Raw genomic sequence first — 20,367 nt, 5'->3', positions numbered from 1 at the left:
TCCGCGGGGGAACACGAAGGGTGTTGCGCCGCCGCGTCGCGCGGTGCTAGCCGAGCGCCATGTCCGTAGATACTGCAACCGTGAAGCGGATCGCGAGCCTTGCGCGCATCGCGATCACCGACGAGGACGCCGCCCGCATGGCGCCGGAACTCGGAAACATCCTTGGCTGGATCGAGATGCTGGGCGAGGTCGATACGACCGGCGTCGAGCCGATGACCGCCGTCATCCCCAACACGCTGCGGCTGCGCGACGACGTCGTCAACGCCGACCCGCTGACCGGCGGCAACATCCGCGAGCAAGTGCTGGCCAACGCTCCCGTTGCAGAGCACGGCTTCTTCGCCGTGCCCAAGGTGATCGAATAATGACCGACCTTACCGATCTCGGCATCGCCGGCATCCGCGACGGCGTGCGCGACGGCAGCTTTTCGGCGCGCGACGTCGCCGACGCGTTCATCGTCAAGGTGAGCCAGGCCAAGGCGCTCAACGCGTTCCTGGTCGAGACGCCCGACCATGCGATCGCCGCCGCCACCGCCGCGGATACCGCACGCGCCGCCGGCGAGACGCTCAAGCCGCTGGCCGGCGTGCCGATCGGCATGAAGGACCTGTTCTGCACCAAGGGCGTCACGACGACCGCGGCGAGCCATATCCTCGAAGGCTTCACGCCGACCTATGAGTCGACCGTCTCGCAGAATCTGTGGGATGCGGGCGCGGGAATGCTCGGCAAGCTGAACATGGACCAGTTCGCGATGGGATCGTCGAACGAGACCTCCGCGTTTGGCAACGTGATCAGCCCCTGGAAGCGCAACGACGGCGGCAACGCCGCGCTCGCACCCGGCGGGTCGTCGGGTGGCTCCTCGTCGGCGGTCGCCGCGCGGCTGTGCCCCGGCGCGACCGGCACCGACACCGGCGGCTCGATCCGTCAGCCCGCCGCCTTCACCGGCATCAGCGGCATCAAGCCGACCTATGGCCGCTGCTCGCGCTGGGGGACGATCGCGTTCGCCTCGTCGCTCGACCAGGCGGGGCCGATGGCGCACGACGTGCGCGACTGCGCGATCCTGCTCGAGGCGATGGCCGGGTTCGATTCGAAGGACGGCACCTCGCTCCAGCTCGACGTGCCCAAGTGGGAAGCGGGTCTGTCGGCCAGCCTCGCGGGCCTGCGCGTCGGTATCCCCAAGGAATACCGCGTCGAGAACATGCCCGAGGAGATCGAGGCGCTCTGGCAGAAGGGCATCGACTGGCTGAAGGACGCTGGCGCGACGATCGTCGAGGTCTCGCTTCCGCACACCAAATACGCGCTGCCCGCTTATTACATCATCGCGCCCGCCGAGGCGTCGTCGAACCTCGCGCGCTATGACGGCGTGCGCTACGGCATCCGCGACCTGCCGGCCGGATCGGGCCTGCAGGACATGTACGCGGCGACGCGCGCTGACGGCTTCGGCCCCGAGGTGAAGCGCCGCATCATGATCGGCACGTACGTGCTGTCGGCCGGCTACTACGACGCGTACTATACGCAGGCGCAGAAGATCCGGACGCTGATCGCGCGCGATTTCGAAAAGGCGTGGGAGACGTGCGACGTCCTGCTCACCCCGACCGCCCCATCGGCGGCGTTCGCGCTTGGTGAAAAGTCGTCCGATCCGATCGCAATGTATCTGAACGACGTCTTCACCGTGCCGTCGTCGCTCGCGGGTCTGCCCGCGATGTCGGTGCCGGGTGGTCTCGACAAGCAGGGGCTGCCGCTTGGGCTTCAGATCATCGGCAAGCCGCTCGACGAGCAAGGCGTGCTGAACGCCGGCCTTGCGATCGAGCAGCGGGCGGGGTTCACTGCCCGGCCCGAGGCGTGGTGGTAACCGATCGCGCCTTCGTCACGCGCAACGTCGCCGTGCTGCGCGAGGCGCAGAACGCGCTCAACGTCGCGTTCGGGGCGATCCTCAGCGCCTATGTCGGCGTGTCGCTGACCGAGATCGACAACCGGCCGTTCGATCACGCCGTGCTCGCGCGCTTCTTTCTCGGGCTCGCGGTGTTCATCCTGTGCCTTTGCGTCGGCAACAGCGTGATTTTGCGTGGCGATTACCGGCTGGGCGCGGTGTTCCTGGTGCTGGCCGGCGGTGCCGCCGCGGCCGCGCATCACGAGGCGCTGGTGCTCGGTTTCGAGGGCGCGATCCTGCGTATTCTTTCGGCATGCTGGGTGGTCGGCCTGCTCGGCAGCAACGCGGCACTGACCGCGATCAACTATATTCATCATCGGAACCGGATATGAGCGACTATCGCATTCAGGGCGACACGGGCGAGTGGGAGGTCGTGATCGGCCTCGAGGTCCATGCGCAGGTGACGTCGAACGCCAAGCTGTTCTCGGGCGCGGCGACCGCGTTCGGGGCCGAGCCCAACACGCAGGTCAGCCTCGTCGACGCGGCGATGCCCGGCATGCTGCCGGTGCCGAACCGCGAGTGCATCCGCCAGGCGGTGCGTACCGGCATGGCGATCGAGGCGCAGATCAACAAATGGTCGCGGTTCGACCGGAAGAATTACTTCTACGCCGATCTGCCGCAGGGCTATCAGATCAGCCAGCTCTACCATCCGATCGTCGGCGAGGGTGCGATCGACATCAGCCTCGACGATAAGAACCCCGATGCCGCGGGCAAGCGGATCGGCGTCGAGCGCATCCATGTCGAGCAGGATGCGGGCAAGCTGATGCACGATCAGCATCCGACCCAGTCCTATGTCGATCTCAATCGCTCGGGCGTCGCGCTGATGGAGATCGTGTCGAAGCCCGATCTCGCATCGCCCGCGGAAACGGGGGCGTATCTGCGCAAGTTGCGGTCGATCCTGCGCTATGTCGGATCGTGCGACGGCAACATGGAAGAGGGCTCGATGCGCGCCGACGTCAATGTCAGCGTGCGCAAGCCCGGCGACGAACTCGGCACGCGGACCGAGACGAAGAACGTCAATTCGGTGCGCTTCGTGATGGCGGTGGTCGAGCAGGAGGCCAGGCGCCAGGTGGAGGTGCTCGAGGCCGGTGGCAAGATCGTCCAGGAGACGCGACTCTACGATCCCGATCGCAACGAGACTCGGTCGATGCGGTCGAAGGAAGACGCGCATGATTACCGCTACTTCCCCGATCCGGACCTGTTGCCGCTGGTGCTCGACGATGCGTTCCTCGAGGAATGCCGCGCGTCGCTCCCCGAACTGCCCGACGCGAAGCGCGCGCGCTATGAGGCGCTCGGCATCACCGCCTATCAGGCCACGGTGCTGACCGCCGAGGTCGAGGCGGCGCGCTGGTTCGATGCGTTGCTCGATGCGGGCGTGAAGCCGGCGGCGGCGGCGAACTGGACGACGTCGGAGCTGTTCGGTGCGCTCAACCGGACGGGCAAGGATATTTCCAACTCGCCGGTGTCGCCGGCGCAGGCAGCCGAACTGCTCGGGCTGATCGCCGACGGCACGCTGTCGGGCAGCCTCGCCAAGCAGGTGTTCGAGGTGATGCTCGAGACTGGCGACGGCGCGGCCAAGGTCGTCGAGGATCGCGGGCTGAAGCAGACCAGCGACACCGGCGCGATCGAAAAGGTCATCGCCGAGGTGATGGCCGCGAACGCGGACAAGGTCGCGGATTACCGCGGCGGCAAGGACAAGCTGTTCGGGTTCTTCGTCGGCCAGACGATGAAGGCGATGGGGGGCAAGGCCAATCCGGCGGTGGTGAACGAGGTGCTGAAGACCGCGCTTGGGGAGTCGGTGGCGCCGTAAGCCCTGTTCTCCCGCGAAGGCGGGAGCCCAGGGTGACGAATCGCAGCGCTACTGGAATTCTGGGCCCCCGCCTTCGCGGGAGAACGATCAGGGGGCTGGTGCCCAGAACTTCACCACCCCGGCGAAGGCCGGGGTCCAATTGGGGGACGTTTCTGATCAAGCGCGGTGCACCGTTACTACGACCTCTCCAACTGGACCCCGGCCTTCGCCGGGGTGGTGGTAAGTGCGAGGTTAGGGGCGAGAGCTTGAGCCCAGCTCGGCGTTACGCCGCCACCTTCTGCGGATGGTGCGGCACCAGGATCAGCACATTCTCCTCGACCCGCCATGATGCGAGTCGCGACAGGAAGTTCATCCCCAGCACGTTGGTGTCGCCGAACGCCGGCGACACCACGACCTGAAGGTCGCGCGCGACGATCGCGCCGAGCTTCAGTTCGCCGATGCGGCCAGACTGCGCGGGAATCGCACCATTCGCGGTCTGAAGCACGATCGGCACCACGCTCGTCCGCGCATCGATCCCCGCGGCGTCGGCCGTCTTCGTCGAAATCGCGGTGATCGTCGCACCGCTGTCGATCAGCAACCGGCGCTCGACCCCGTCGATCCGCGCCCGCGCCCAGAAATGGCCGTCGGGCGACATGCGGATCCGCACCTCGCCACCGACGACGGTCTGGTCCTCGATCCGCAGCAGCTTGGCGATCTTGCCGAGATAGGGATCGAACTGGCTGCGCTGGCCGATCGCGACGAACAGCAGACCGACCAGCGCCAGCGTCATCACGAGATTGACGACCGTCCGCAGGATCGGGATCCGCTGCGCAAGGACGAAGACCAGCACCGCGACCCCGAGTGCCACGTACAGCGTCTGATGCTGGGCCAGGTCGGGGAGCAGCCCGAAAAGCGGGGTGCTGGCGGGCGTGGAAATGGGCGGTTCCTGCAAGAAGGGGGTGGACAGCCTGTGCTATCCACCCCCGCATTTATGGTTGCTGACCGGCGCGGCTTATTGCGCGTCCGAATCCTGGTTCTTGATCACGCCGCCGGTGCCGCCGACGCCGTCGGGCATGCCCGTCTGGGTGAACGTCTCGGGCTCGTCGCCGCCTTCGCCGCGTTCGACCGCGTCGGAGCGCGACTGCACTGCCTGCTCGATGTCGCTGCGCGTGTCCGCGTCACGGTCCTCGGGGCGGGTTTCGGGATTGGTGCCCGCATGGGGATCTGCCATGATCAGAACTCTGGCTGGATGGGGGCGGGATCGGTCGAGGGCGCGCCCGGATCGGGAACGTCGATGTCCGGCGCGGGCGGATTGAACTCCGGCGGCGGCGTCGTCGGCTCGGCAGGCGACGAGGGCGTCGGGAATTCTGCTGGGGGTTGGGTAGCCATGATGCTCTCTCCTTCTTCTGCATCAACGCGCACGATCGTATCGAGTTGCCCACCGACTTACCTTGCGTGCTTGCCCCGGGATACAACGTTGGTATAGACGCGCCCGCTACGGCGATGTCCTGTGCGGGCGTGGCGGAACTGGTAGACGCAGCAGGTTTAGGTTCTAATCCGCAATCGCGGAATATATAGACATCGCGGAATGTCCACAATCGCAGAATACCGTCACTTTTAACGATCATCACGCCGCCGAAACAAAAGGGTCGCTCATCAGGTTTGGTGGGGGACCCTTTTTGCGTCTGAGCCCGGCTCCGCGAAACTAAGCGAATGCGTAAATTCCGCAGATGCGGATTGACCTGGGGTCGCACTATACCCTAAATTTCCGCTATAGCAGAACATCGGAAAGGCCAGACCTTCCGACATCGCACTCGAAATGGAGCCCCCATGACCCAGCAGAACACCGCCGTCCAGCGCCAGCACGCTCGCGAGGAAAAGGCCCTGATCGACGGCGCCGAGCGCTTTAACGCGAACCAGCTCCGCAAGGCCGCGACCGAGGGTTTCGACAAGCGCAACGACATCCAGAAGATGATCCGCGGCGCCTCGCGCATCGTCGCCGACGCCATCACCGCGTACATCGCCGAGGCCAAGGACAAGAAGGGCCGCCCCCCGGTCGCACTGTCCTCCCTGGTCGAGCTGGAGCCTGAGGAGATCGCCGTGATCGTCCTGTCCCGCACGTTCCGGTCGATCCTGAAGAACGGCATGGTCTCGGTCGTCGCCATCAACATCGGCAAGGCCATCCAAATCGAGATCGAGGCCAAGGCGATCCACAACAAGGACCCGAAGGCCGCCAAGCGCTTCGCCAAGCTGGCCGAGGGTGACGCGAAGGAGTCCACGACGATCCGCCGGCACGAGAAGCTGGTCGATGACCTCGGGGTCGACCTGGGCTGGTCGGACCACAAGCGGGCCCTCATCGGCGGCGCCGTGTTGAACATCCTCCTCACCGCGCTCCCTGAGGTGTTCGGCAAGATTGTCCTCAAGGATCACCGCGGGACCATCCCGTGCATCGCGCTGACCGACGTGGCCCTGGAGTACGTCCAGGCCAACGCGGACGTGGAACAGTGGATGCACCCGATCTACAAGCCGATGATCGTCAAGCCGCGGACCTGGACCCGGCTCGATACCGGCGCCTATCTGGACTACCGCGTGTCGAAGACCGTGAAGCTGGTCCGCACCTTCAGCCGGGAACACCAGAACCTCATCCGCGAGGCAATCACGGACGGCTCGATGGCCGAGGAGCTGGAGGCCATCAACGCCATCCAGGACACGCGGTTCGCGATCGACACCCGCGTCCTCGACCTCGTCGAGTGGGTCCGGGAGGAAGGCCACCGCCCCGACAAGTCCTTCCCGCTCGCCGAGGCCCCGGTCGTCCCCGAGCGCATGTCGCCCGAGGAGTGGGCCGAGCTGGCCCCTGAGGCACGCTCCGCCGCCGCACGTCGCCGCAAGGCCCTGGTGGACATCAAGGCCGCAATGGGCGTCGATGGCACCGTGTTCCAGGGCGACCTTGCCCAGGCCCGCGAGCTGGCCCAGGAGGAGGCCTTCTGGCTCCCGGCCAACATGGACTTCCGCGGTCGCGTCTACGCCATCCCGCACTTCAACCCGCAGCGCTCGGACCACATCAAGGCCCTCTTCTGTTTTGCCGACAAGGTCGCGATGGGCGAGGACGGCGGTGACTGGCTCCGCATCCATCTGGCAAACTGCGCGAGCGTGAAGCTCCCGGACGGGCGCAAGACCGACAAGGTCTCGTTCGACGAGCGTATCCAGTGGGCCCACGACAACGAGGAGATGATCCTCGCGTGCGGTCGTGATCCGCGGGGCACCTACGGGACCTGGGGCGACATGGACTCGACCTTCTGTTTCATCCAGGCCGCGATGGAATACGCCGAATGGGCTGACTCCGGTTACAGCGAGACCTGGGGCGGGCGCATCTCGATCGCGCTGGACGGTTCATGCTCGGGCCTCCAGCACTATGCCGCGATGACCCGGTCGGAGGCCGAGGGCTACCACGTCAACCTCCTGCCGCGCGAACAGCCGGGCGATGTCTACAACGTCGTCGCCGCCGAGGCCCGCCCGCACCTGGAGGCCGCCCGAGATCGCGGCGAGCTTCTGGAGACGATCGTCCTGGCCGAGGGCTTCGGGCGCGGCGAGGTGAAGACCAACGTGATGACCTATTTCTACGGGTCCGGCCAGTTCGGGATGCGTGACCAGCACGTCAAGAACCTCATCCAGCCGATCGCCGACAAGGTCGCCCTGGGGGAGCTGGAGGCCAACCCGTACAGCGTGATGACGGTCCGCAAGGACAAGAAGACCGGGGAGGAGACCGAAGCCCTCGACGGCGGGTTCTCGTGCGCCTCGGTCCTCGCGAAGTACGTCTATGCCGCGGTCGTCTCTGCCGCCCCGAAGGCTGACGAAGCGAGCCGCTGGTTCCAGGGGGTCGCCTCGATCCTGGCCCACGAGAGCCACCCGGTTATCTGGCGGACCCCCACGGGCCTGCCGGTCGTCCAGCGCTACAGCGACTATGTCACGAAGCGCGTGAACCTCTGGCTGTACGATCGCGAGCTGGTCGTCCCCACGGGTTCCGACAAGGCCGACGAGGCCGGCAACGTCTTCGCGCGGATCGAATGCCTCATCCGTGAGGCGCCGACGAAGCGCATCAACAAGAAGAAGGCCCGGTCGGCCATCTCGCCGAACAAGGTGCATAGCCTGGACGCATCGCACCTGAAGCGGACCGCGGTGTTCGCAGTTCGCGAGGGGATCACACACTTCCAGCTTATCCACGACTCCTTCGCTACGCACGCGGGCAACACGACGCGCTTCTTCCAGATCATCCGGGAAGCCCTCGTCGACCAGTACGAGAAGTATTGCCCGTTTGAGGCCCTGGAGACCTACGCACGCACGGTCCTGAGCGAAGAGGGCCTGGAGAAGCTGGCCGCCCTTGAGAAGCCGGCCCGTGGCACCCTGGACATCCGTAAGGTCCAGGACTCGCTCTATGCGTTTGCCTAGACCCTACGCAATGTCGGAATGTCTGCGACCGGGCATTAGTGCGACCATGTGTAGAACCGGCTGAAACCCGGCCCTGCCAACCCAGTGTTACCCAAGCCGCTGATCGTTCCCCTCAAGGTCCGATCGGCGGCTTCTTTTTCTCCACAATCGCGGAATATCTGCGCTTGCTGATAGCGGCCGGCGCTCCCCGCAGCCTACGGAATACCTACGCCAACATGGCAGACAAACGACCAAGCCTCTCCGTTAAGTTCGGCCCGCTCACGTTGAGCTATCCGCACCTGAACGCCCCGGACGACAAGTTCGGCGAGAGCTACTACAAGGCGGACGGGGTCGACGATCCCAATAGCGCCGCGATGAAGCAGGCCAAGAAAATCCTGGCCGACGCCATCAAGACCTTCGGCCTCGACGCCGACGACTGCAAGCTCCCGCTGGTCCGCGAGACCATGAAGGACCCGAACGCTCCTGCCGGCGCCAAGAAGCCGAAGCGCGTCGAGACCGGCAAGCTCCAGCTCAAGAGCAAGACGAAGAAGGCCCCGATCCTGGTCGACGCCAATGCGCGTCCGATCAACCCCAAGGCCGTCGAGATCGGCGGTGGCTCGCGGGCCATTCTGGAGGGCTTCCTGAGCCCCTACAACATGAAGGGCGACGACGGCATCTCGTTCACGCTCACGGGCGTCCAGATCATCAAGCTGGTCGAGAAGGGCGGCTCCAGCTCCTTCACGAAGTACGAGGGCGACGAGGACGCCTACGTCTACGACGGAGCCGCGGGCGATAGCCTCAACATCGGCTCCGACACGGACGGCGATGACGACGACGGCGAACCGCAGGGTGACGGTGGCCTCCTCGACATTTAATGTTCGACGGAAGGTAACGCACGGTCGCTCGGGCCTAGAAGACAAGACGATGCAGGACCTCACCACGCGTGGGGTCCCGTACCGTTACGAAGAGGTCAAGGTCTCGTACCAAAAGCCGGCTTCGAACCACAAATATACGCCCGACTTTATCCTTCCGAACGGCATTATAGTCGAGACGAAGGGCATCTTTGACGTTGCCGACCGCCAGAAACACGAGCTGATCCGAGCGCAACACCCGCGCCTCGACATCCGCTTCGTGTTCTCCCGTTCCAAATCACCGATCCGCAAGGGCTCGCCGACGACCTACGCCGTCTGGTGCGAGAAGCGCGGCATCCCGTTCTCCGACAAGACGATCCCGCAGGCCTGGATCGACGAACCCTCCGACCCCGAGCGTCACGCAGCGATCACCGCCGCGACCGCCTGATCCCGAAAGGACACCCTATGGACCCGTTGAACCGGGCCGTTCTCCGCGTCGAGCTGAAGCGCGACGAGGGGACGAAGTACCGCGTCTATAAATGCACCGAGGGTTTCGACACCATCGGCACCGGACGCAACCTGGACACCGTAGGGCTGTCCGTAACCGAGTGTTCCGTCCTGGGCCTCACGGTCCGCGATGTCCGCATCAAGGGCCTCACGCCGGCCCAGTCGGACTACCTCCTCGACAACGACATCGACCGCTCGATCCACGACCTGGACCGCTACCTCCCCTGGTGGCGCCAGCTCGACGACGTGCGCCAGCGTGTCCTGGTCAACATGTGTTTCAACATGGGCATCGGGAACGCGAAGAAGGGCCTCCTGTCCTTCAAGAACACCCTCCGCCTCATCCAGACCGGCCAGTACACCGCCGCCTCCAAGAACATGCTGCTGTCCAAGTGGGCCCGGCAAGTCGGGAAGCGGGCGAACCGTCTGGCCGACCTCATGGCCCTCGGCCCCCGCAAGCTCTGAAAGCGACCACCATGCCCAACCTGTCACCCCGCGCCAAGGAAGTCCTGGACTACCTCCAGACCAAGGGCCGCACGTCGCCCCGCGAAGCGCTCCTCGACATCGACATCAACTCCGGGTCGTTCACGCGCCGCATTACGGAGCTGAAGGACGCCGGCTTCCCGATCAACGTCGAGACCAAGCGTCACCCGGTCACGAAGCGGCGCTACAACGTGTACACGTATGCCCCAAGCTGACGACCAGTTACCGTTGCCTCTCCCGGCGACGGTGACGATCCCCAAGGCCGACTACGAAGTCATGGTCGCCCATTGCCAGCTTCTAGCGTGCCTCCAGGCCGCCGGGGTCGACAACTGGGAGGGCTATAGCTTCGCTCAGGAGATGCTGGCGGAAGAAGCATGACGGCCCTCCTGGGCCTCTTCGCCATCTCGTTCGGCTGGGTCTTCGTCCAGGCCTTCCAGTCCCGCAACGTCAACTCCGGGCAATACGCCTGGGCCGCTGCCGGCTCCTGGGCGATCGGGAACCTCCAGGTCCTCGTCCTGTCCTCCGTGATCGGTCCGCACTCCTCGTTCCTCAGCACCCAGATTTATTGCCTGGGCGGCGGGGTCGGGGTCGTGTCGGCCATGTACGTCCACCGTCGCTTCCTGACCCGAAAGGCGCCCCATGCCTAACCCGCGACCCCGCGGCGTCCTGAGCAACGCGGACCTCGCTCGATCGAAGGAAGAGGCGCTGGCCGCCTTCTACCGGCACCGCTCGGAAAGCCTGCACGGCTCCAACACCACCGCCGGCCCTGGAACCACCGGGACCCCGCCGGCCCCCAAGCCCCGGCCGGTCCCCAAGCGTCGGCGCCCTGGCATCCTCGGATACGTCGCCGATGCCTTCAGCGGCGCGACCGGCTCCTAGCCCCGAAAGGCATCCCATGACCGCACCTAAGGCCGCCAAGGCCCCAGCCGTCACCCTCACGCCCGTCCAGGTCCTCCAGGCCGCGGGCGAAGCGTTCATCGCCGCTTGCGAAGCCTTCCAGGCCAGCGACCCGGCCACCGTCCACGCCGTCCTAGTGGGCGACTACCGCATCCGTTTCACGGGCGCGGAGCTGCTGTCCTTCAGCCGCACCTGACCCCCGCGGGGCCGATCCTTAACACCGATTGGCCCCGCTTTCTTTTCGAGTTAGGTCTTGCGCCCCGCACGGACCCACCTCGTCGAGTAGACTGCGGCATACGCGAGGCCCCATACGGCGGCTAAACAGACGATCATCTGAAGCACAAAGTTCTTACGATCCTCGGAAAGTTCTCGTTCAGCGGCAAGGTATGCGCTGTGTGTGCAGCGTCCCTCAAAAAGCTCCGGCGCTTCGCCGTGAATTGGATGGCAGGCATCTTTAGTCGCGCTCGCCGCCATCCGCGCCCTCGATTGGGCATCGTTTTCTAATAAGAAGCCACCGATGACGAGAAACAGGGCCGATAAGACCACCCCAAGCCGCTGCCACATATTCATCCGAACCCCCTAACCGGGGTCGTCAGGTAGCCCCCGCACTTCCCCGGTTCACCGGATAGCCATGCGGGGGCTTCCCGACCACCTCCCTTTTTACACCACCGGACAACACCATGAGCGAACGGGACGAGAGTTCCTTCGTCGGCCATGAGTCCTGCCCCAAGTGCGGCTCCCGCGACAATCTGGCTCGATACGCCTCAGGTCGTGGGCACTGTCACGGGTGCGGACACAACGAGTTCCCCGACGACGACGGCACGCCACGAGCGTCCACCACACCCAGGAAAACAATGAGCGAACCCTACAGCCCGATCGCGGGCGACCTGGGCGACGAGTCCTTCACTCGCGCCTACGGCATCCAGACGAGCGTACGGCGCGACATCGGCATCTCCCTGGTGACGATGGGCGTCACACACCTCGACGTTGAGTATCCCCGGAAACCTTGCGTCACCTTCGACTACCGCCTGCCCGATGGAACCATGTGGGGCCAGAAGGTCCGCTACAAGCTCCCGGCGGACGCCGAGGACGGCAAGACCTTCCGGTTCCCGCACGCCAAGGGCGGCCAGCCGGCCCCGATGTATCTCATGCACAAGTGGGGCCCAGGCACCGACCGGCGCAATCTGGTCATCTGGGAAGGCGAGGGCGACGCTGCCGCCTACTATCAGACGACCGGCGGGAAGTACCCGTGCGTCTCGCTCCCCAACGGGGCGAAGGGCGCCGAGGAGACCGTAAAGGCCTGGTACGATTGGATCGACGGGTTCGACAAGATCGTCCTGGTCTTCGACGCCGACGCTACGGGCCGCGAGTGGTCCAAGCGGGTCGCCGCCATGCTCCCACCGGGCAAGGCCTTCATCGGCGAGGTCCCTGGACACAAGGACGCACGAGACGCGCTCCTGGCCGGCGACACCAAGGCCATCCAGGACGCTTTCTGGCGGGCCACCGAGTTCCGGCCCGAGGGCATATTCTCGGCACGCGACCTCGCCGACGAGGCGAAGAAGCCCGTCGTCATGGGCATCCCCTGGTGGAGCGACACGCTGACCAAGTGGACCTTCGGGCGCCGCCTGGGCGAGCTGTACATCCTCGGGGCCGGCAACGCCGTGGGCAAGACCGACTGGTGTACCCAGTCAATCTCCTACGACGCCCTGGTCCTCGGAATGACCACCGCGGTCATCTACCTGGAACAGCCGCCCGTTGAGACCCTGAAGCGACTGGCGGGCAAGATCGCCGGCAAGCCCTTCCACATCCCGATGGAGGAGGGAGGCTACACCCAGGACGAGCTGGACGACGCGATCGACCGCCTCAGCGAGCAGGAAAATCTCCTGTTCGGGGGCAACTTCGCCGCCTCCGCCTGGGACGACATCAAGGGCCGCATCCGATACCTCGTCGTCTCCAAGGACGTGAAGATTGTCTACCTGGACAACCTCACGGCCCTCATCGACCCGGCGAACGAACGGTCCTCCGTCGAGACGATCATCAAGGAGATGGCGCTCCTGGCTCAAGAGCTGGGGATCATCATCATCCTCGTCTGCCACCTCGCTACTCCCGAAGGGAAGAGCCACGAGGAGGGCGGGCGCGTCTCCCTGAAGCAGTTCAAGGGCTCCCGAGCGATCGGCGCCTTTGCCCACTACGCCTTCGGCATCGAGCGCAACACGCAGCACGATGACCCGGCCATGCGCCAGTACAGCACCTTCCGCTGTGTGAAGGACCGATACACCGGGCGGGCAGGGGGCAATACGATGTGCCTCCACTTCGACCACCACACCGCCCAGCTCACCGAAACCGAGTTCCCCGAGGGTCTTAACGACTCCGGCGGGGACAAGCCGGCCCACGGGTTCACCCCCGTCGACCCGAGCAAACTCGACCTCTGACTTAGAACACATGGCGTCCAGCGAGACGCCCCAGGAATTAAATGCCCACGTTGACCGACAAGGTCCGGCGGGTCGTCACTCGCGTCCTCGACGCCTGCGATGCCTTCGCCTCCACTACCCAACGCCGCTACGTCTTCGACCTGGAGACCAACAACCTCCTCGCCGATGTGACCCGTGTACACTGTGCGGTCCTCTACGACATCGACACCAACGAGATCATGGGGTTCCGGCCCCACGAGATCGGGCGGTTCCTCGAATACTACCGGGCCGCCAAGCTCCTGATCGGACACAACTCGATCGGCTATGACGTTGAGGTCATCCGCAAGCTGTACGCCCTCGGGCCGCCGGACTGCGATCACGTCGACACAATGGTCCTCGGGCGCCTCGTGTTCTCCGACATCAAGGGGCTCGACTTCCCCAGGGCGAAAGTCTGGAAGGCCTACCGCGAGGCTAGGGACTCCCACGACGCCAACGAAGCCCAGAAGGTCGCCGACTCCCTGGAGTTCATCCAGGAGGCGCTGGAAGACGGCCTCGGGACCATCCCGGAACCGTACGTCGCCAAGCCGTTCACGGCCAAGGCGCCCCAGGAGTTCCCCGGCCAGTTTTGCGGTTCGCACTCCCTGGAAGCCTGGGGCTACCGGATCGGGGCCGAGAAGAAGGGCGACTACTCCAAGGACATGAAGGCCAAGGGGCTCGATCCCTGGGCTGAGTTCAACGAGGACATGTACGCCTACATGATCCAGGACTCCGTCGTCACGGTCGGGGTCTACGATTACCTGATCGACGAGGTCCCCACGCCTCAGTCGGTTAGCCTCGAAATGGACGTGCAGCGCCTTTGCTGCCGCATGGAGCGCAACGGCTGGCCCCTCGACGTTCGGGCCGCACAAGACCTCTACAGCCGACTTTGCCAACGCCGGCACGAGCTGGAGAAGGACCTCGTCGAGGCCTTCCCGCCCTGGCGTGTCCGTCTGGAAGACTTCGTCCCCAAGCGGAACAACAAGACCAAGGGTTACATCGAAGGCGTCGCAATCGAACGCTGGGAGACCCGAGAGTTCAACCCGTCGAGTCGCGAACACATCGCCGACCGGCTCACCGAAAAGTACGGCTGGAAGCCCACTGAGTTCACCGATGGCGGCCAAGCCAAGGTCGACGACGAAGTTCTCCAGCGACTTCCGTTTCCAGAAGCCAAGCTCCTCGCCGAATACTTCCTGATCCAGAAAAGGGTCGGACAGCTCGGGGAGGGCGCTCAGGCATGGCTCAAACAAGTTACGAAGAAGGGACGTATTCATGCACGCTACAACACTAACGGCGCTGTCACGGGCCGCGCGACTCACTCAAATCCCAACATCGCCCAGGTCCCGAGTGTGGGTGCGGCATTCGGACGGGACTGTCGAGCGCTGTTCCATGTCCCGCGTGGCTGGCGCCAGCTAGGCGCTGACCAATCGGGCCTGGAGCTTCGCTGCCTCGGGTCCTTCATCTCCGCCTTCGACGGCGGCGCCTACATCAAGATCGTCCTCCACGGGGACATCCACTGGGAGAACGCTAAGGCCCTGTTCGGCCTTGCCGACACCCTGGTCCGCGACGAGGCGAACAACCCCCAGCACAAGAAGTGGCGGGACGTTGCCAAGACGTTCATCTACGCCTTCCTGTACGGCGCTGGGGACGGCAAGCTCGGCTCGATCATCGGCAAGGGCGCCCGCGCTGGCGCTATGCTCCGGGCCCGCTTCCTCAAGAAGTTCCCGGCGCTCGAAGCGTTGATCGACTTCGTCAAGAAGGCCGCGAAGAAGGGCTGGCTGAAGGGACTCGACGGGCGAAAGCTCCCGATCCGTTCGGAACATGCAGCCCTCAACACGCTCCTCCAGTCGGCGGGCGCCCTCATCTGCAAGAGCTGGATCGTCAAGGCCGAGAAGGCCATCGTCGATGCCGGCTACAAGCTGTCTGAGGGTGTACACGGCGACTGGGACAAGGACGCCGATGTCGTGTTCCTCGGCTGGATACATGACGAGCTTCAGGTCGCCGTACGCGAAGGCCTGGAGGACGAAATCTCCGCCACCCTCATCTCTACCGGACGCATCGCCGGGGAGCCGTTCCCGACGTGGAATTGCCCCACCGACGTTGACGTGAAGACCGGCCTTAACTGGGCCGAGTGCCACTAGGAGCCCGCGGTTCCTATGGACCTGTACGACAACACCTCGCTCCTCCCGGTCCTGCAAAGGGCCTGGGAGAGCCCCTTTCTGACACGCTCTGACTTCGCCCGGCGCAACGCCGAAGAGGTCGCAATCTCCTCCTGTCGCGGTCTCCTGACTGTACGACACGACCAACACACCTGGGGCCGCGTCTGGCGCATCACCGCCAACGGCCTCGCCATCCTGGAAATCCAGGAAACCAACCCCCTCTGGGAGCTTAACACATGACCCGTTTCCGTTCGTTCATCCGCTCGCTCAACGTCTTCGAAACCGTCTCGGCACTCCGCGTCGAGCTGGCGACCACCAAGCGCATCCTCGCGTCGACCGAGGAGACCGCGTTCTTCCTCAAGGCCGGTCGCGACAACTACGGCGAAATGGCCGCCAAGAGCGCCATCCAGGCCACCAAGCGCGGCAAGCGCCTCGCCCAGCACGCCCAGGCGATCGACGCCTTCATGGACGAGCGGGAGGATTTGAAGAACGCCCTGGCGGTCGCCCAGTCGTTCGGAACCGAAGCCCTCCAGGTCGGCGTGACCCTCAAGAACGCCCTGGACCACTTCGCCGAGCGTGCGGTGACTGCCGAGGCTCAGGTCCTGGAGCAGGCCAGCGAGATCGCCGAGGTCGTCTCGTGGGTCCGTGCGGTCGAGGGCGCCCTGTCGGCGGCTGGGATCACGATCGTCGACACCGAAGAGAGCGGTCCGGCCATCACGGTCGATGGCCAGCGCTTCCGGTGCGCCGCTGAGAACGACCTGATCGACCTGGTCCTGCCGGTCGCCCAGGCGGCTTAATGCTCGACCGCTTCCAACGGGCCCTTATCCGGGGGTCCCAGAAGTTCGGCGGCGTCATCAAGCATCTCCTAACCATCAAGGACGGCAAGACCTATGCGCCGTCTCGTGTCTACTGGTGCCTCGCAGCCCTCACCCAGATTACGCTGACCTTCTGGCACGTCATGGTCCTGGGGAAAGACTTCAGCTCGACAGACTTTGGCACTGGAATGGGGCTCATCCTCACTTCCGGCGGCGTTGGCGTCTGGATCACCCGAAAGACTGAACCCGAGTAGTCCAGTCAAGCTCCAACAGGTAATCGCATCTCAGCAACTATCGCCCGCCTACACATTTCTCTAGAATACGTTAATAGTGATCGCTCAATTTTGGTAAAACTATGATGACCTTCGTGAACGATTTGAGATCGCAGCTTATATATTTCGGTAAACTTCTTCAGAATGTCATTACGATCTTTAACAGATCTGCCTATCAAGTAAGCGCATCGGCTTCCAAGTAAGCTTGATAATTTTGTGCCCTCGGAATTTGCGCCTCCCAAAAGGGCTTCAAGCGCAATAGTCGATTCTAACAGGCCATCAAGGGTATCCTGAGAAAGAACGGACCGAAGGTACCATATGGTTGCAATTGATAGGCCTCGGCTATGTTCGTTATTAGAAAAAACAGATTTTATGGCGCTTAATTTATTTTCTCGGTTGCTAGGAGTGGATGGCGATTTTTTGGTTTCCGGTTTTGTAGGACGGGGGCGATGCATCCTACTATAGAACTCAATTAGTTGGGGCGGCATCTGCTCGGCTGATACTAGCTCGAACCCTTCTTTACGATGATGGATCGCGTAACCACCAATCGACTTGTCGAAGTGCCAGCCGCTGCCGGTTACTGCCTTGACTGCAAGGGCGGCGCCAAGAAATTGACGATGAGTACTTTTGAACTCGGCGAGCATGGGGGATTCCATCTGCCCGCTCACATAGCCAGACTTGTTTTGAACCAGATACAAAGTGTCACTGTCCGGTTGGAGTGTGTCAAGCTTGCCAACCGCAGACGCTATTGCCGCATCGATTAAATCAACTCCGGTCTCAATAGGAAACTGGTTTTCAAGATACGCTCCGGAGCAAATTGATAGCCCGGAGCCAAGATCATAGTTTTCGCATAGATCGAGGAAGTCAGCAGAAAATGAAGATGGCAGCGGAACGGCAAGGCGATACTTGTAGGGGAGAGCTTTTAATTCTTCTACAATATCCCTGGCAACCTTGATGCGATCGGCGAAGGCTTCCAGCTTACTAATATCCTCGGTGTCGGTTTCATCATAGTCTGCCGAACGAAGTAGCCTGTGCATTACTTGGCCGTACATAAATATGGCAAGGCCGCGATCTCCGCATATGCTCTCGACAGTGTCGTGTAGGCTGCCGGGAAGCGGCTTGGTTATATCTGTCGCCCATGTGAAGTCACTGACCGTGGGGCCAAAGAAAAAACTAGTTCTATTAATGCCATCCGCGATGCGCAAAATTAAAGAGTCTGCGGCCTGATTATCAATCTTCAGCGTCACGTCCGGTACCTCTTCGCTTGCGACATATTGGCGGGCGTCGTTGCTATCCCCGCACGACGGTAAGTCATCGTAAGATCATTTACGACCTGTTTTCCAAGCGTTTTAAAATTCGCCTTTGCCACTCGCCAGCCACGTCTTGGCACGCATAAAATCAAGGATCAACAAATGCCCTTAGGCAAGAAGCTCCTCGGCTATCTGTCGGGGGGGCTGGGCGCCGCTGCGCTCGCCACGTCGGCCTTCGCCAGCTTCCAGACCCACCGGCTCACGGAGTCGAAGGGCACCGTCACGACCCTCCAGGGTTCCCTGGACCGGGCGGACAAGGCGTTCGCCACCGTCGTCCTCGTGGCGAATGAACGTGCGGAGGCCCTGAAGCGTCGCGACGGGATCATCCGCTCTCAGTCGGACTCCATCGACGCCCTCGACCGCGCCGCCCAGGCCGATCGCTCCAGCTACCTCGCCGGCATCCGAAAGGCCGACGCAGGCGCCAAGGCCCATGAAGCCCGCGCCGACGAGCTGATCCAAATGCCCACCCCGGCGCCCGCCGATCGCTGCGAGGCCGCACGGGCCCTCATCCTCCAGGAGATGCGTAATGTTCGCTGACATGCTCTGTCGGCTCCGCGGGTTCATCTTGTGGACCCCGGCGCTGGCCCTCGCGGCCTGTGGCTCACGGGCTGAAGCCCCCAGGGTCCTCCCGGCCCCGCCGCCCCCCGTGGTCGCCAAGGTCGCCATCCCGGTCGCCTGTGTGATCGAGCGGGTCCCAATGCCTGCCTATCCCGGCGACCTGATCGAGGACGAGGACGACGTTTACACGCTCGCCCGCCTTTCGATGGCCGACCGTCGTGTCCGCATCGCCGAGCGCGACCGACTCCGCGCCGCCAACGAAACCCCATGCCCCGGAGGCACCATTGATCCTGAATAAACGGGGCGGCCCGACCGTCCAGTTCCAGGTCCGCTACCAAGGCGGACGCAAGCAATTCGACCGCCTGGAGGGGGAAGACCCCACCGTGTCCGCCCGTGCCTTCGCCGCTGCCCAGCGTGAAGACGGGAAGGGCTGGGCCGAGATCGCCCGGATCACGACCGAGGTAGTGGAGCGCAAGCGTTGAGGACTCTTCGCGAACCCCTCATCGCCGCCGCGTGCGGCCTGCTGGCCCTCGGGTTCATCGCGGGCCTCATCGCCCTGGCTTGCGACCTCTTCAAGGACCGCGGGGCTTGCCTCGCCTCCCACGTCACCCCGGCCTACTCCTACGTCCAGCCGACCTTCGTGCCGGGCCCCAACGGAACGACCAAGACGATCTACACGCCCGTCTTCGTACCCGAGGGCGTCGAGTGCGACCGCTGGGAGTTCCCGGACGGGCGCCCATGAACATCACCCGCATCCTCGTGCCCGCTGACTGGGTCCACGAGGGCCATCTCCGCCGGGATCGCGCCGAGTTCACCCTCGGGCCCGGCCCGTGTGGCAAGACCGTCACCCGCCTGGACTTCACGATCGACGACGCCTGCGCCTGGGTTCTCCAGGTCCACGAGGACGGGACGTTCAAGCGCTTCGTCTACCCGCTGGCCCAGCTCACGGGCCGGGTCGAGGTCGAATACGCATGACCGCCGGCCTCCGCCTCTACGTCCTGGCCCGCGTTGCCCTGGGCCTCCTCCTGATCCCGTTCGATCACCCCGAACATCCCCAGCCATTCATCCAGCCCGCTCCGCCGACCCAAGGGGTTCGCGGGCGCCGATAGGACCCGCATGACCACCCAGCTCCTAATTGACGCGGACTATGTCCTGTTCCGCGATACGTCCACGCATGAACACGTTTCGAGTTTCGAGAATGAAGCCGGCGATGTCGTCGACATTCTGCACTGTTGCCGCCGGTCGGCCAAGGAGACGTTCCTGAAGTCCGTCGAGGGCTACATGACGAAACTCTTCGCGACCGAGGCTGTCCTCGTGTTCTCGGGGTCCAAAAACTTCCGCTACGATGTCTGGCCGCTCTACAAGGCCAATCGCGCTTCCAGCCGCAAGCCCATCTCCTACTGGGAGATCGTCCGCGAGCTGCGCGAGGAGGGCACGTTCCGCGTCGTCTCCGAAGACTGCCTGGAGGGCGACGATTATATCGGCATCCTGGCGACCCGCCCGAGCCCGACCCGCCGGATCATCGTGTCCGAGGACAAGGACATGCAGACCCTCCCGAACGTCGAAATCTGGCGGCAAGGGGGCCTCGTCGAGACGACCGAGGAAAGCGCGGATCGCTTCTGGCGCTACCAGACCCTCATGGGTGACTCGACGGACGGCTATAAGGGTTGTCCCGGCGTCGGTCCGAAGTCCGCGGACGCCATCCTCGACCGCCCCGGCGATCCCTGGGAGAACATCCTCGACGCCTACCGAAAGGGATGCGCGAAAAAGCCCCAGGCCCTCACGGACGCCCAGGTCGACACCCCCGAAGACCTCGCGCTCCTCAACGCCCAGCTCGCCCGCATCCTTCGTTTCGGTGACTGGGACAGCAAGGCCCGCGCTCCGATCCTTTGGACCCCCGAGTTCGGATAGGACACGATCGGGATCTTCCTCA

At 64.0% G+C, this 20,367-nt stretch carries 29 protein-coding genes; 24 read left to right on the top strand and 5 right to left on the bottom strand.

Translation table 11 applies throughout. The features are described from left to right. Positions 1-59 precede the first annotated feature (59 nt). The 4 genes from gatC to gatB are packed head-to-tail and all read left to right on the top strand — an operon-like array spanning position 60 to position 3,734. Positions 60-362: an Asp-tRNA(Asn)/Glu-tRNA(Gln) amidotransferase subunit GatC gene (gatC, locus tag NEF64_RS14265; RefSeq protein ID WP_031396405.1), complete on the top strand. Its 303-nt coding sequence runs from the start codon at positions 60-62 to the stop codon at positions 360-362. Next, on the top strand, positions 362-1,846 hold the full coding sequence (gene gatA, locus NEF64_RS14260) for an Asp-tRNA(Asn)/Glu-tRNA(Gln) amidotransferase subunit GatA (protein WP_056405478.1): 1,485 nt from the start codon (positions 362-364) through the stop codon (positions 1,844-1,846). The genes gatC and gatA overlap by 1 nt, the downstream gene beginning before the upstream one ends. Further along, the gene (locus tag NEF64_RS14255; RefSeq protein ID WP_235188237.1) at positions 1,840-2,256 is read left to right on the top strand and encodes a hypothetical protein; all 417 of its coding nucleotides are present in this window, start codon (positions 1,840-1,842) and stop codon (positions 2,254-2,256) included. The genes gatA and NEF64_RS14255 overlap by 7 nt, the downstream gene beginning before the upstream one ends. After that, a complete protein-coding gene (gene gatB, locus NEF64_RS14250; protein WP_056405480.1) occupies positions 2,253-3,734 on the top strand; it encodes an Asp-tRNA(Asn)/Glu-tRNA(Gln) amidotransferase subunit GatB in 1,482 nt (493 codons plus the stop codon). The genes NEF64_RS14255 and gatB overlap by 4 nt, the downstream gene beginning before the upstream one ends. A gap of 262 nt (positions 3,735-3,996) precedes the next feature. On the opposite strand, the gene NEF64_RS14245 is transcribed toward gatB, so the two are convergent. From NEF64_RS14245 to NEF64_RS14235, 3 genes are read right to left on the bottom strand one after another with little or no spacing between them, the layout of a single operon-like run. Continuing rightward, complete coding sequence (locus NEF64_RS14245; RefSeq protein ID WP_234387754.1) at positions 3,997-4,665, bottom strand: retropepsin-like aspartic protease family protein; 669 nt, start codon at positions 4,663-4,665, stop codon at positions 3,997-3,999. Positions 4,666-4,725: 60 nt separating this feature from the next. After that, on the bottom strand, positions 4,726-4,944 hold the full coding sequence (locus tag NEF64_RS14240) for a hypothetical protein (RefSeq protein WP_031396410.1): 219 nt from the start codon (positions 4,942-4,944) through the stop codon (positions 4,726-4,728). Positions 4,945-4,946: 2 nt separating this feature from the next. Further along, on the bottom strand, positions 4,947-5,102 hold the full coding sequence (locus tag NEF64_RS14235) for a hypothetical protein (protein ID WP_166747620.1): 156 nt from the start codon (positions 5,100-5,102) through the stop codon (positions 4,947-4,949). Between the two features lie 441 nt (positions 5,103-5,543). On the opposite strand from NEF64_RS14235, the gene NEF64_RS14230 reads away from it, so the two are divergent. The 9 genes from NEF64_RS14230 (at position 5,544) to NEF64_RS14190 (ending at position 11,069) form a co-directional block, all read left to right on the top strand. Next, the gene (locus NEF64_RS14230) at positions 5,544-8,159 is read left to right on the top strand and encodes a DNA-directed RNA polymerase (protein ID WP_252574026.1); all 2,616 of its coding nucleotides are present in this window, start codon (positions 5,544-5,546) and stop codon (positions 8,157-8,159) included. A gap of 215 nt (positions 8,160-8,374) precedes the next feature. Beyond that, positions 8,375-9,013 carry an ssDNA-binding protein gene (locus tag NEF64_RS14225; RefSeq protein ID WP_252574024.1) on the top strand — a complete coding sequence of 213 codons (639 nt, stop codon included), beginning with the start codon at positions 8,375-8,377 and terminating at the stop codon, positions 9,011-9,013. Beyond that, a complete protein-coding gene (locus tag NEF64_RS14220) occupies positions 8,964-9,437 on the top strand; it encodes a hypothetical protein (protein WP_252574021.1) in 474 nt (157 codons plus the stop codon). The genes NEF64_RS14225 and NEF64_RS14220 overlap by 50 nt, the downstream gene beginning before the upstream one ends. A gap of 17 nt (positions 9,438-9,454) precedes the next feature. Further along, a complete protein-coding gene (locus NEF64_RS14215; protein WP_252574018.1) occupies positions 9,455-9,958 on the top strand; it encodes a glycoside hydrolase family protein in 504 nt (167 codons plus the stop codon). Positions 9,959-9,969: 11 nt separating this feature from the next. Next, on the top strand, positions 9,970-10,191 hold the full coding sequence (locus NEF64_RS14210; protein WP_252574016.1) for a helix-turn-helix domain-containing protein: 222 nt from the start codon (positions 9,970-9,972) through the stop codon (positions 10,189-10,191). A gap of 13 nt (positions 10,192-10,204) precedes the next feature. Further along, positions 10,205-10,354 (top strand): hypothetical protein, encoded by a 150-nt coding sequence (locus tag NEF64_RS14205; RefSeq protein ID WP_252574014.1) that lies wholly within the window; start codon positions 10,205-10,207, stop codon positions 10,352-10,354. Beyond that, a complete protein-coding gene (locus NEF64_RS14200) occupies positions 10,351-10,623 on the top strand; it encodes a hypothetical protein (protein WP_252574002.1) in 273 nt (90 codons plus the stop codon). Before NEF64_RS14205 ends, NEF64_RS14200 begins: the two co-directional genes overlap by 4 nt. Next, positions 10,616-10,855 (top strand): hypothetical protein, encoded by a 240-nt coding sequence (locus NEF64_RS14195; protein WP_252573999.1) that lies wholly within the window; start codon positions 10,616-10,618, stop codon positions 10,853-10,855. The genes NEF64_RS14200 and NEF64_RS14195 overlap by 8 nt, the downstream gene beginning before the upstream one ends. A 16-nt stretch (positions 10,856-10,871) precedes the next feature. Beyond that, positions 10,872-11,069: a hypothetical protein gene (locus tag NEF64_RS14190; RefSeq protein ID WP_252573996.1), complete on the top strand. Its 198-nt coding sequence runs from the start codon at positions 10,872-10,874 to the stop codon at positions 11,067-11,069. A 50-nt stretch (positions 11,070-11,119) separates the two neighbouring features. Here NEF64_RS14190 and NEF64_RS14185 read toward each other — a convergent pair whose 3' ends face one another. After that, positions 11,120-11,443: a hypothetical protein gene (locus tag NEF64_RS14185; RefSeq protein ID WP_252573995.1), complete on the bottom strand. Its 324-nt coding sequence runs from the start codon at positions 11,441-11,443 to the stop codon at positions 11,120-11,122. 284 nt (positions 11,444-11,727) lie between these two features. On the opposite strand from NEF64_RS14185, the gene NEF64_RS14180 reads away from it, so the two are divergent. Genes NEF64_RS14180 through NEF64_RS14160 form a run of 5 tightly spaced genes read left to right on the top strand, consistent with a single transcriptional unit; the run spans position 11,728 to position 16,548 of the window. Next, positions 11,728-13,305: a DnaB-like helicase C-terminal domain-containing protein gene (locus NEF64_RS14180; RefSeq protein ID WP_252573993.1), complete on the top strand. Its 1,578-nt coding sequence runs from the start codon at positions 11,728-11,730 to the stop codon at positions 13,303-13,305. 50 nt (positions 13,306-13,355) lie between these two features. Beyond that, positions 13,356-15,461: a DNA polymerase gene (locus NEF64_RS14175; protein WP_252573991.1), complete on the top strand. Its 2,106-nt coding sequence runs from the start codon at positions 13,356-13,358 to the stop codon at positions 15,459-15,461. Positions 15,462-15,476: 15 nt separating this feature from the next. Beyond that, a complete protein-coding gene (locus NEF64_RS14170; RefSeq protein WP_252573989.1) occupies positions 15,477-15,719 on the top strand; it encodes a hypothetical protein in 243 nt (80 codons plus the stop codon). After that, positions 15,716-16,276 carry a hypothetical protein gene (locus tag NEF64_RS14165; RefSeq protein WP_252573987.1) on the top strand — a complete coding sequence of 187 codons (561 nt, stop codon included), beginning with the start codon at positions 15,716-15,718 and terminating at the stop codon, positions 16,274-16,276. The genes NEF64_RS14170 and NEF64_RS14165 overlap by 4 nt, the downstream gene beginning before the upstream one ends. Beyond that, positions 16,276-16,548 (top strand): hypothetical protein, encoded by a 273-nt coding sequence (locus NEF64_RS14160; RefSeq protein WP_252573986.1) that lies wholly within the window; start codon positions 16,276-16,278, stop codon positions 16,546-16,548. Before NEF64_RS14165 ends, NEF64_RS14160 begins: the two co-directional genes overlap by 1 nt. Before the next feature lie 5 nt (positions 16,549-16,553). Here the strand turns inward: NEF64_RS14160 and NEF64_RS14155 are convergent, their stop codons facing one another. Beyond that, positions 16,554-17,813, bottom strand: coding sequence for a HEPN domain-containing protein (locus tag NEF64_RS14155; protein ID WP_252573984.1), 1,260 nt, complete (start codon positions 17,811-17,813; stop codon positions 16,554-16,556). Positions 17,814-17,978: 165 nt separating this feature from the next. Between NEF64_RS14155 and NEF64_RS14150 the strand changes: the two genes are divergently transcribed. The 6 genes from NEF64_RS14150 to NEF64_RS14125 all read left to right on the top strand — a co-directional run bounded on the left by NEF64_RS14150 (position 17,979) and on the right by NEF64_RS14125 (position 20,345). Beyond that, entirely contained in the window at positions 17,979-18,413 is a 435-nt protein-coding gene (locus tag NEF64_RS14150) for a hypothetical protein (protein ID WP_252573980.1), read from the top strand. A gap of 160 nt (positions 18,414-18,573) precedes the next feature. Beyond that, positions 18,574-18,732, top strand: a complete 159-nt coding sequence (locus tag NEF64_RS14145) for a hypothetical protein (protein WP_252573977.1) — start codon at positions 18,574-18,576, stop codon at positions 18,730-18,732. After that, a complete protein-coding gene (locus NEF64_RS14140; RefSeq protein WP_252573975.1) occupies positions 18,719-18,916 on the top strand; it encodes a hypothetical protein in 198 nt (65 codons plus the stop codon). The genes NEF64_RS14145 and NEF64_RS14140 overlap by 14 nt, the downstream gene beginning before the upstream one ends. Beyond that, the gene (locus NEF64_RS14135; protein WP_252573973.1) at positions 18,913-19,176 is read left to right on the top strand and encodes a hypothetical protein; all 264 of its coding nucleotides are present in this window, start codon (positions 18,913-18,915) and stop codon (positions 19,174-19,176) included. The genes NEF64_RS14140 and NEF64_RS14135 overlap by 4 nt, the downstream gene beginning before the upstream one ends. Continuing rightward, positions 19,173-19,409, top strand: coding sequence for a hypothetical protein (locus tag NEF64_RS14130; RefSeq protein ID WP_252573971.1), 237 nt, complete (start codon positions 19,173-19,175; stop codon positions 19,407-19,409). The genes NEF64_RS14135 and NEF64_RS14130 overlap by 4 nt, the downstream gene beginning before the upstream one ends. A gap of 141 nt (positions 19,410-19,550) precedes the next feature. Next, entirely contained in the window at positions 19,551-20,345 is a 795-nt protein-coding gene (locus NEF64_RS14125; RefSeq protein ID WP_252573969.1) for a hypothetical protein, read from the top strand. Positions 20,346-20,367: the final 22 nt, after the last annotated feature.

This window comes from Sphingomonas aerolata (assembly GCF_023935825.1).
Taxonomy (GTDB): Bacteria; Pseudomonadota; Alphaproteobacteria; order Sphingomonadales; family Sphingomonadaceae; genus Sphingomonas; species Sphingomonas aerolata.
Note: the sequence above shows the minus strand (reverse complement) of the source record. Positions and strands in the feature narration are given on the sequence as shown.

Excerpts from the sequence above, each read along its gene's own strand:
- NEF64_RS14195 (WP_252573999.1), top strand. The coding sequence starts at position 10,616 with ATGCCTAACCCGCGACCCCGCGGCGTCCTGAGCAACGCGGACCTCGCT.
- NEF64_RS14145 (WP_252573977.1), top strand. The coding sequence starts at position 18,574 with ATGCCTGCCTATCCCGGCGACCTGATCGAGGACGAGGACGACGTTTAC.
- NEF64_RS14185 (WP_252573995.1), bottom strand. The coding sequence starts at position 11,443 with ATGAATATGTGGCAGCGGCTTGGGGTGGTCTTATCGGCCCTGTTTCTC.
- NEF64_RS14160 (WP_252573986.1), top strand. The coding sequence starts at position 16,276 with ATGCTCGACCGCTTCCAACGGGCCCTTATCCGGGGGTCCCAGAAGTTC.
- NEF64_RS14225 (WP_252574024.1), top strand. The coding sequence starts at position 8,375 with ATGGCAGACAAACGACCAAGCCTCTCCGTTAAGTTCGGCCCGCTCACG.
- NEF64_RS14150 (WP_252573980.1), top strand. The coding sequence starts at position 17,979 with ATGCCCTTAGGCAAGAAGCTCCTCGGCTATCTGTCGGGGGGGCTGGGC.
- gatC (WP_031396405.1), top strand. The coding sequence starts at position 60 with ATGTCCGTAGATACTGCAACCGTGAAGCGGATCGCGAGCCTTGCGCGC.
- NEF64_RS14210 (WP_252574016.1), top strand. The coding sequence starts at position 9,970 with ATGCCCAACCTGTCACCCCGCGCCAAGGAAGTCCTGGACTACCTCCAG.
- NEF64_RS14215 (WP_252574018.1), top strand. The coding sequence starts at position 9,455 with ATGGACCCGTTGAACCGGGCCGTTCTCCGCGTCGAGCTGAAGCGCGAC.
- NEF64_RS14190 (WP_252573996.1), top strand. The coding sequence starts at position 10,872 with ATGACCGCACCTAAGGCCGCCAAGGCCCCAGCCGTCACCCTCACGCCC.
- NEF64_RS14220 (WP_252574021.1), top strand. The coding sequence starts at position 8,964 with ATGACGACGACGGCGAACCGCAGGGTGACGGTGGCCTCCTCGACATTT.
- gatA (WP_056405478.1), top strand. The coding sequence starts at position 362 with ATGACCGACCTTACCGATCTCGGCATCGCCGGCATCCGCGACGGCGTG.
- NEF64_RS14235 (WP_166747620.1), bottom strand. The coding sequence starts at position 5,102 with ATGGCTACCCAACCCCCAGCAGAATTCCCGACGCCCTCGTCGCCTGCC.
- NEF64_RS14180 (WP_252573993.1), top strand. The coding sequence starts at position 11,728 with ATGAGCGAACCCTACAGCCCGATCGCGGGCGACCTGGGCGACGAGTCC.
- NEF64_RS14165 (WP_252573987.1), top strand. The coding sequence starts at position 15,716 with ATGACCCGTTTCCGTTCGTTCATCCGCTCGCTCAACGTCTTCGAAACC.
- NEF64_RS14170 (WP_252573989.1), top strand. The coding sequence starts at position 15,477 with ATGGACCTGTACGACAACACCTCGCTCCTCCCGGTCCTGCAAAGGGCC.
- NEF64_RS14240 (WP_031396410.1), bottom strand. The coding sequence starts at position 4,944 with ATGGCAGATCCCCATGCGGGCACCAATCCCGAAACCCGCCCCGAGGAC.
- gatB (WP_056405480.1), top strand. The coding sequence starts at position 2,253 with ATGAGCGACTATCGCATTCAGGGCGACACGGGCGAGTGGGAGGTCGTG.
- NEF64_RS14130 (WP_252573971.1), top strand. The coding sequence starts at position 19,173 with ATGAACATCACCCGCATCCTCGTGCCCGCTGACTGGGTCCACGAGGGC.
- NEF64_RS14230 (WP_252574026.1), top strand. The coding sequence starts at position 5,544 with ATGACCCAGCAGAACACCGCCGTCCAGCGCCAGCACGCTCGCGAGGAA.
- NEF64_RS14200 (WP_252574002.1), top strand. The coding sequence starts at position 10,351 with ATGACGGCCCTCCTGGGCCTCTTCGCCATCTCGTTCGGCTGGGTCTTC.
- NEF64_RS14125 (WP_252573969.1), top strand. The coding sequence starts at position 19,551 with ATGACCACCCAGCTCCTAATTGACGCGGACTATGTCCTGTTCCGCGAT.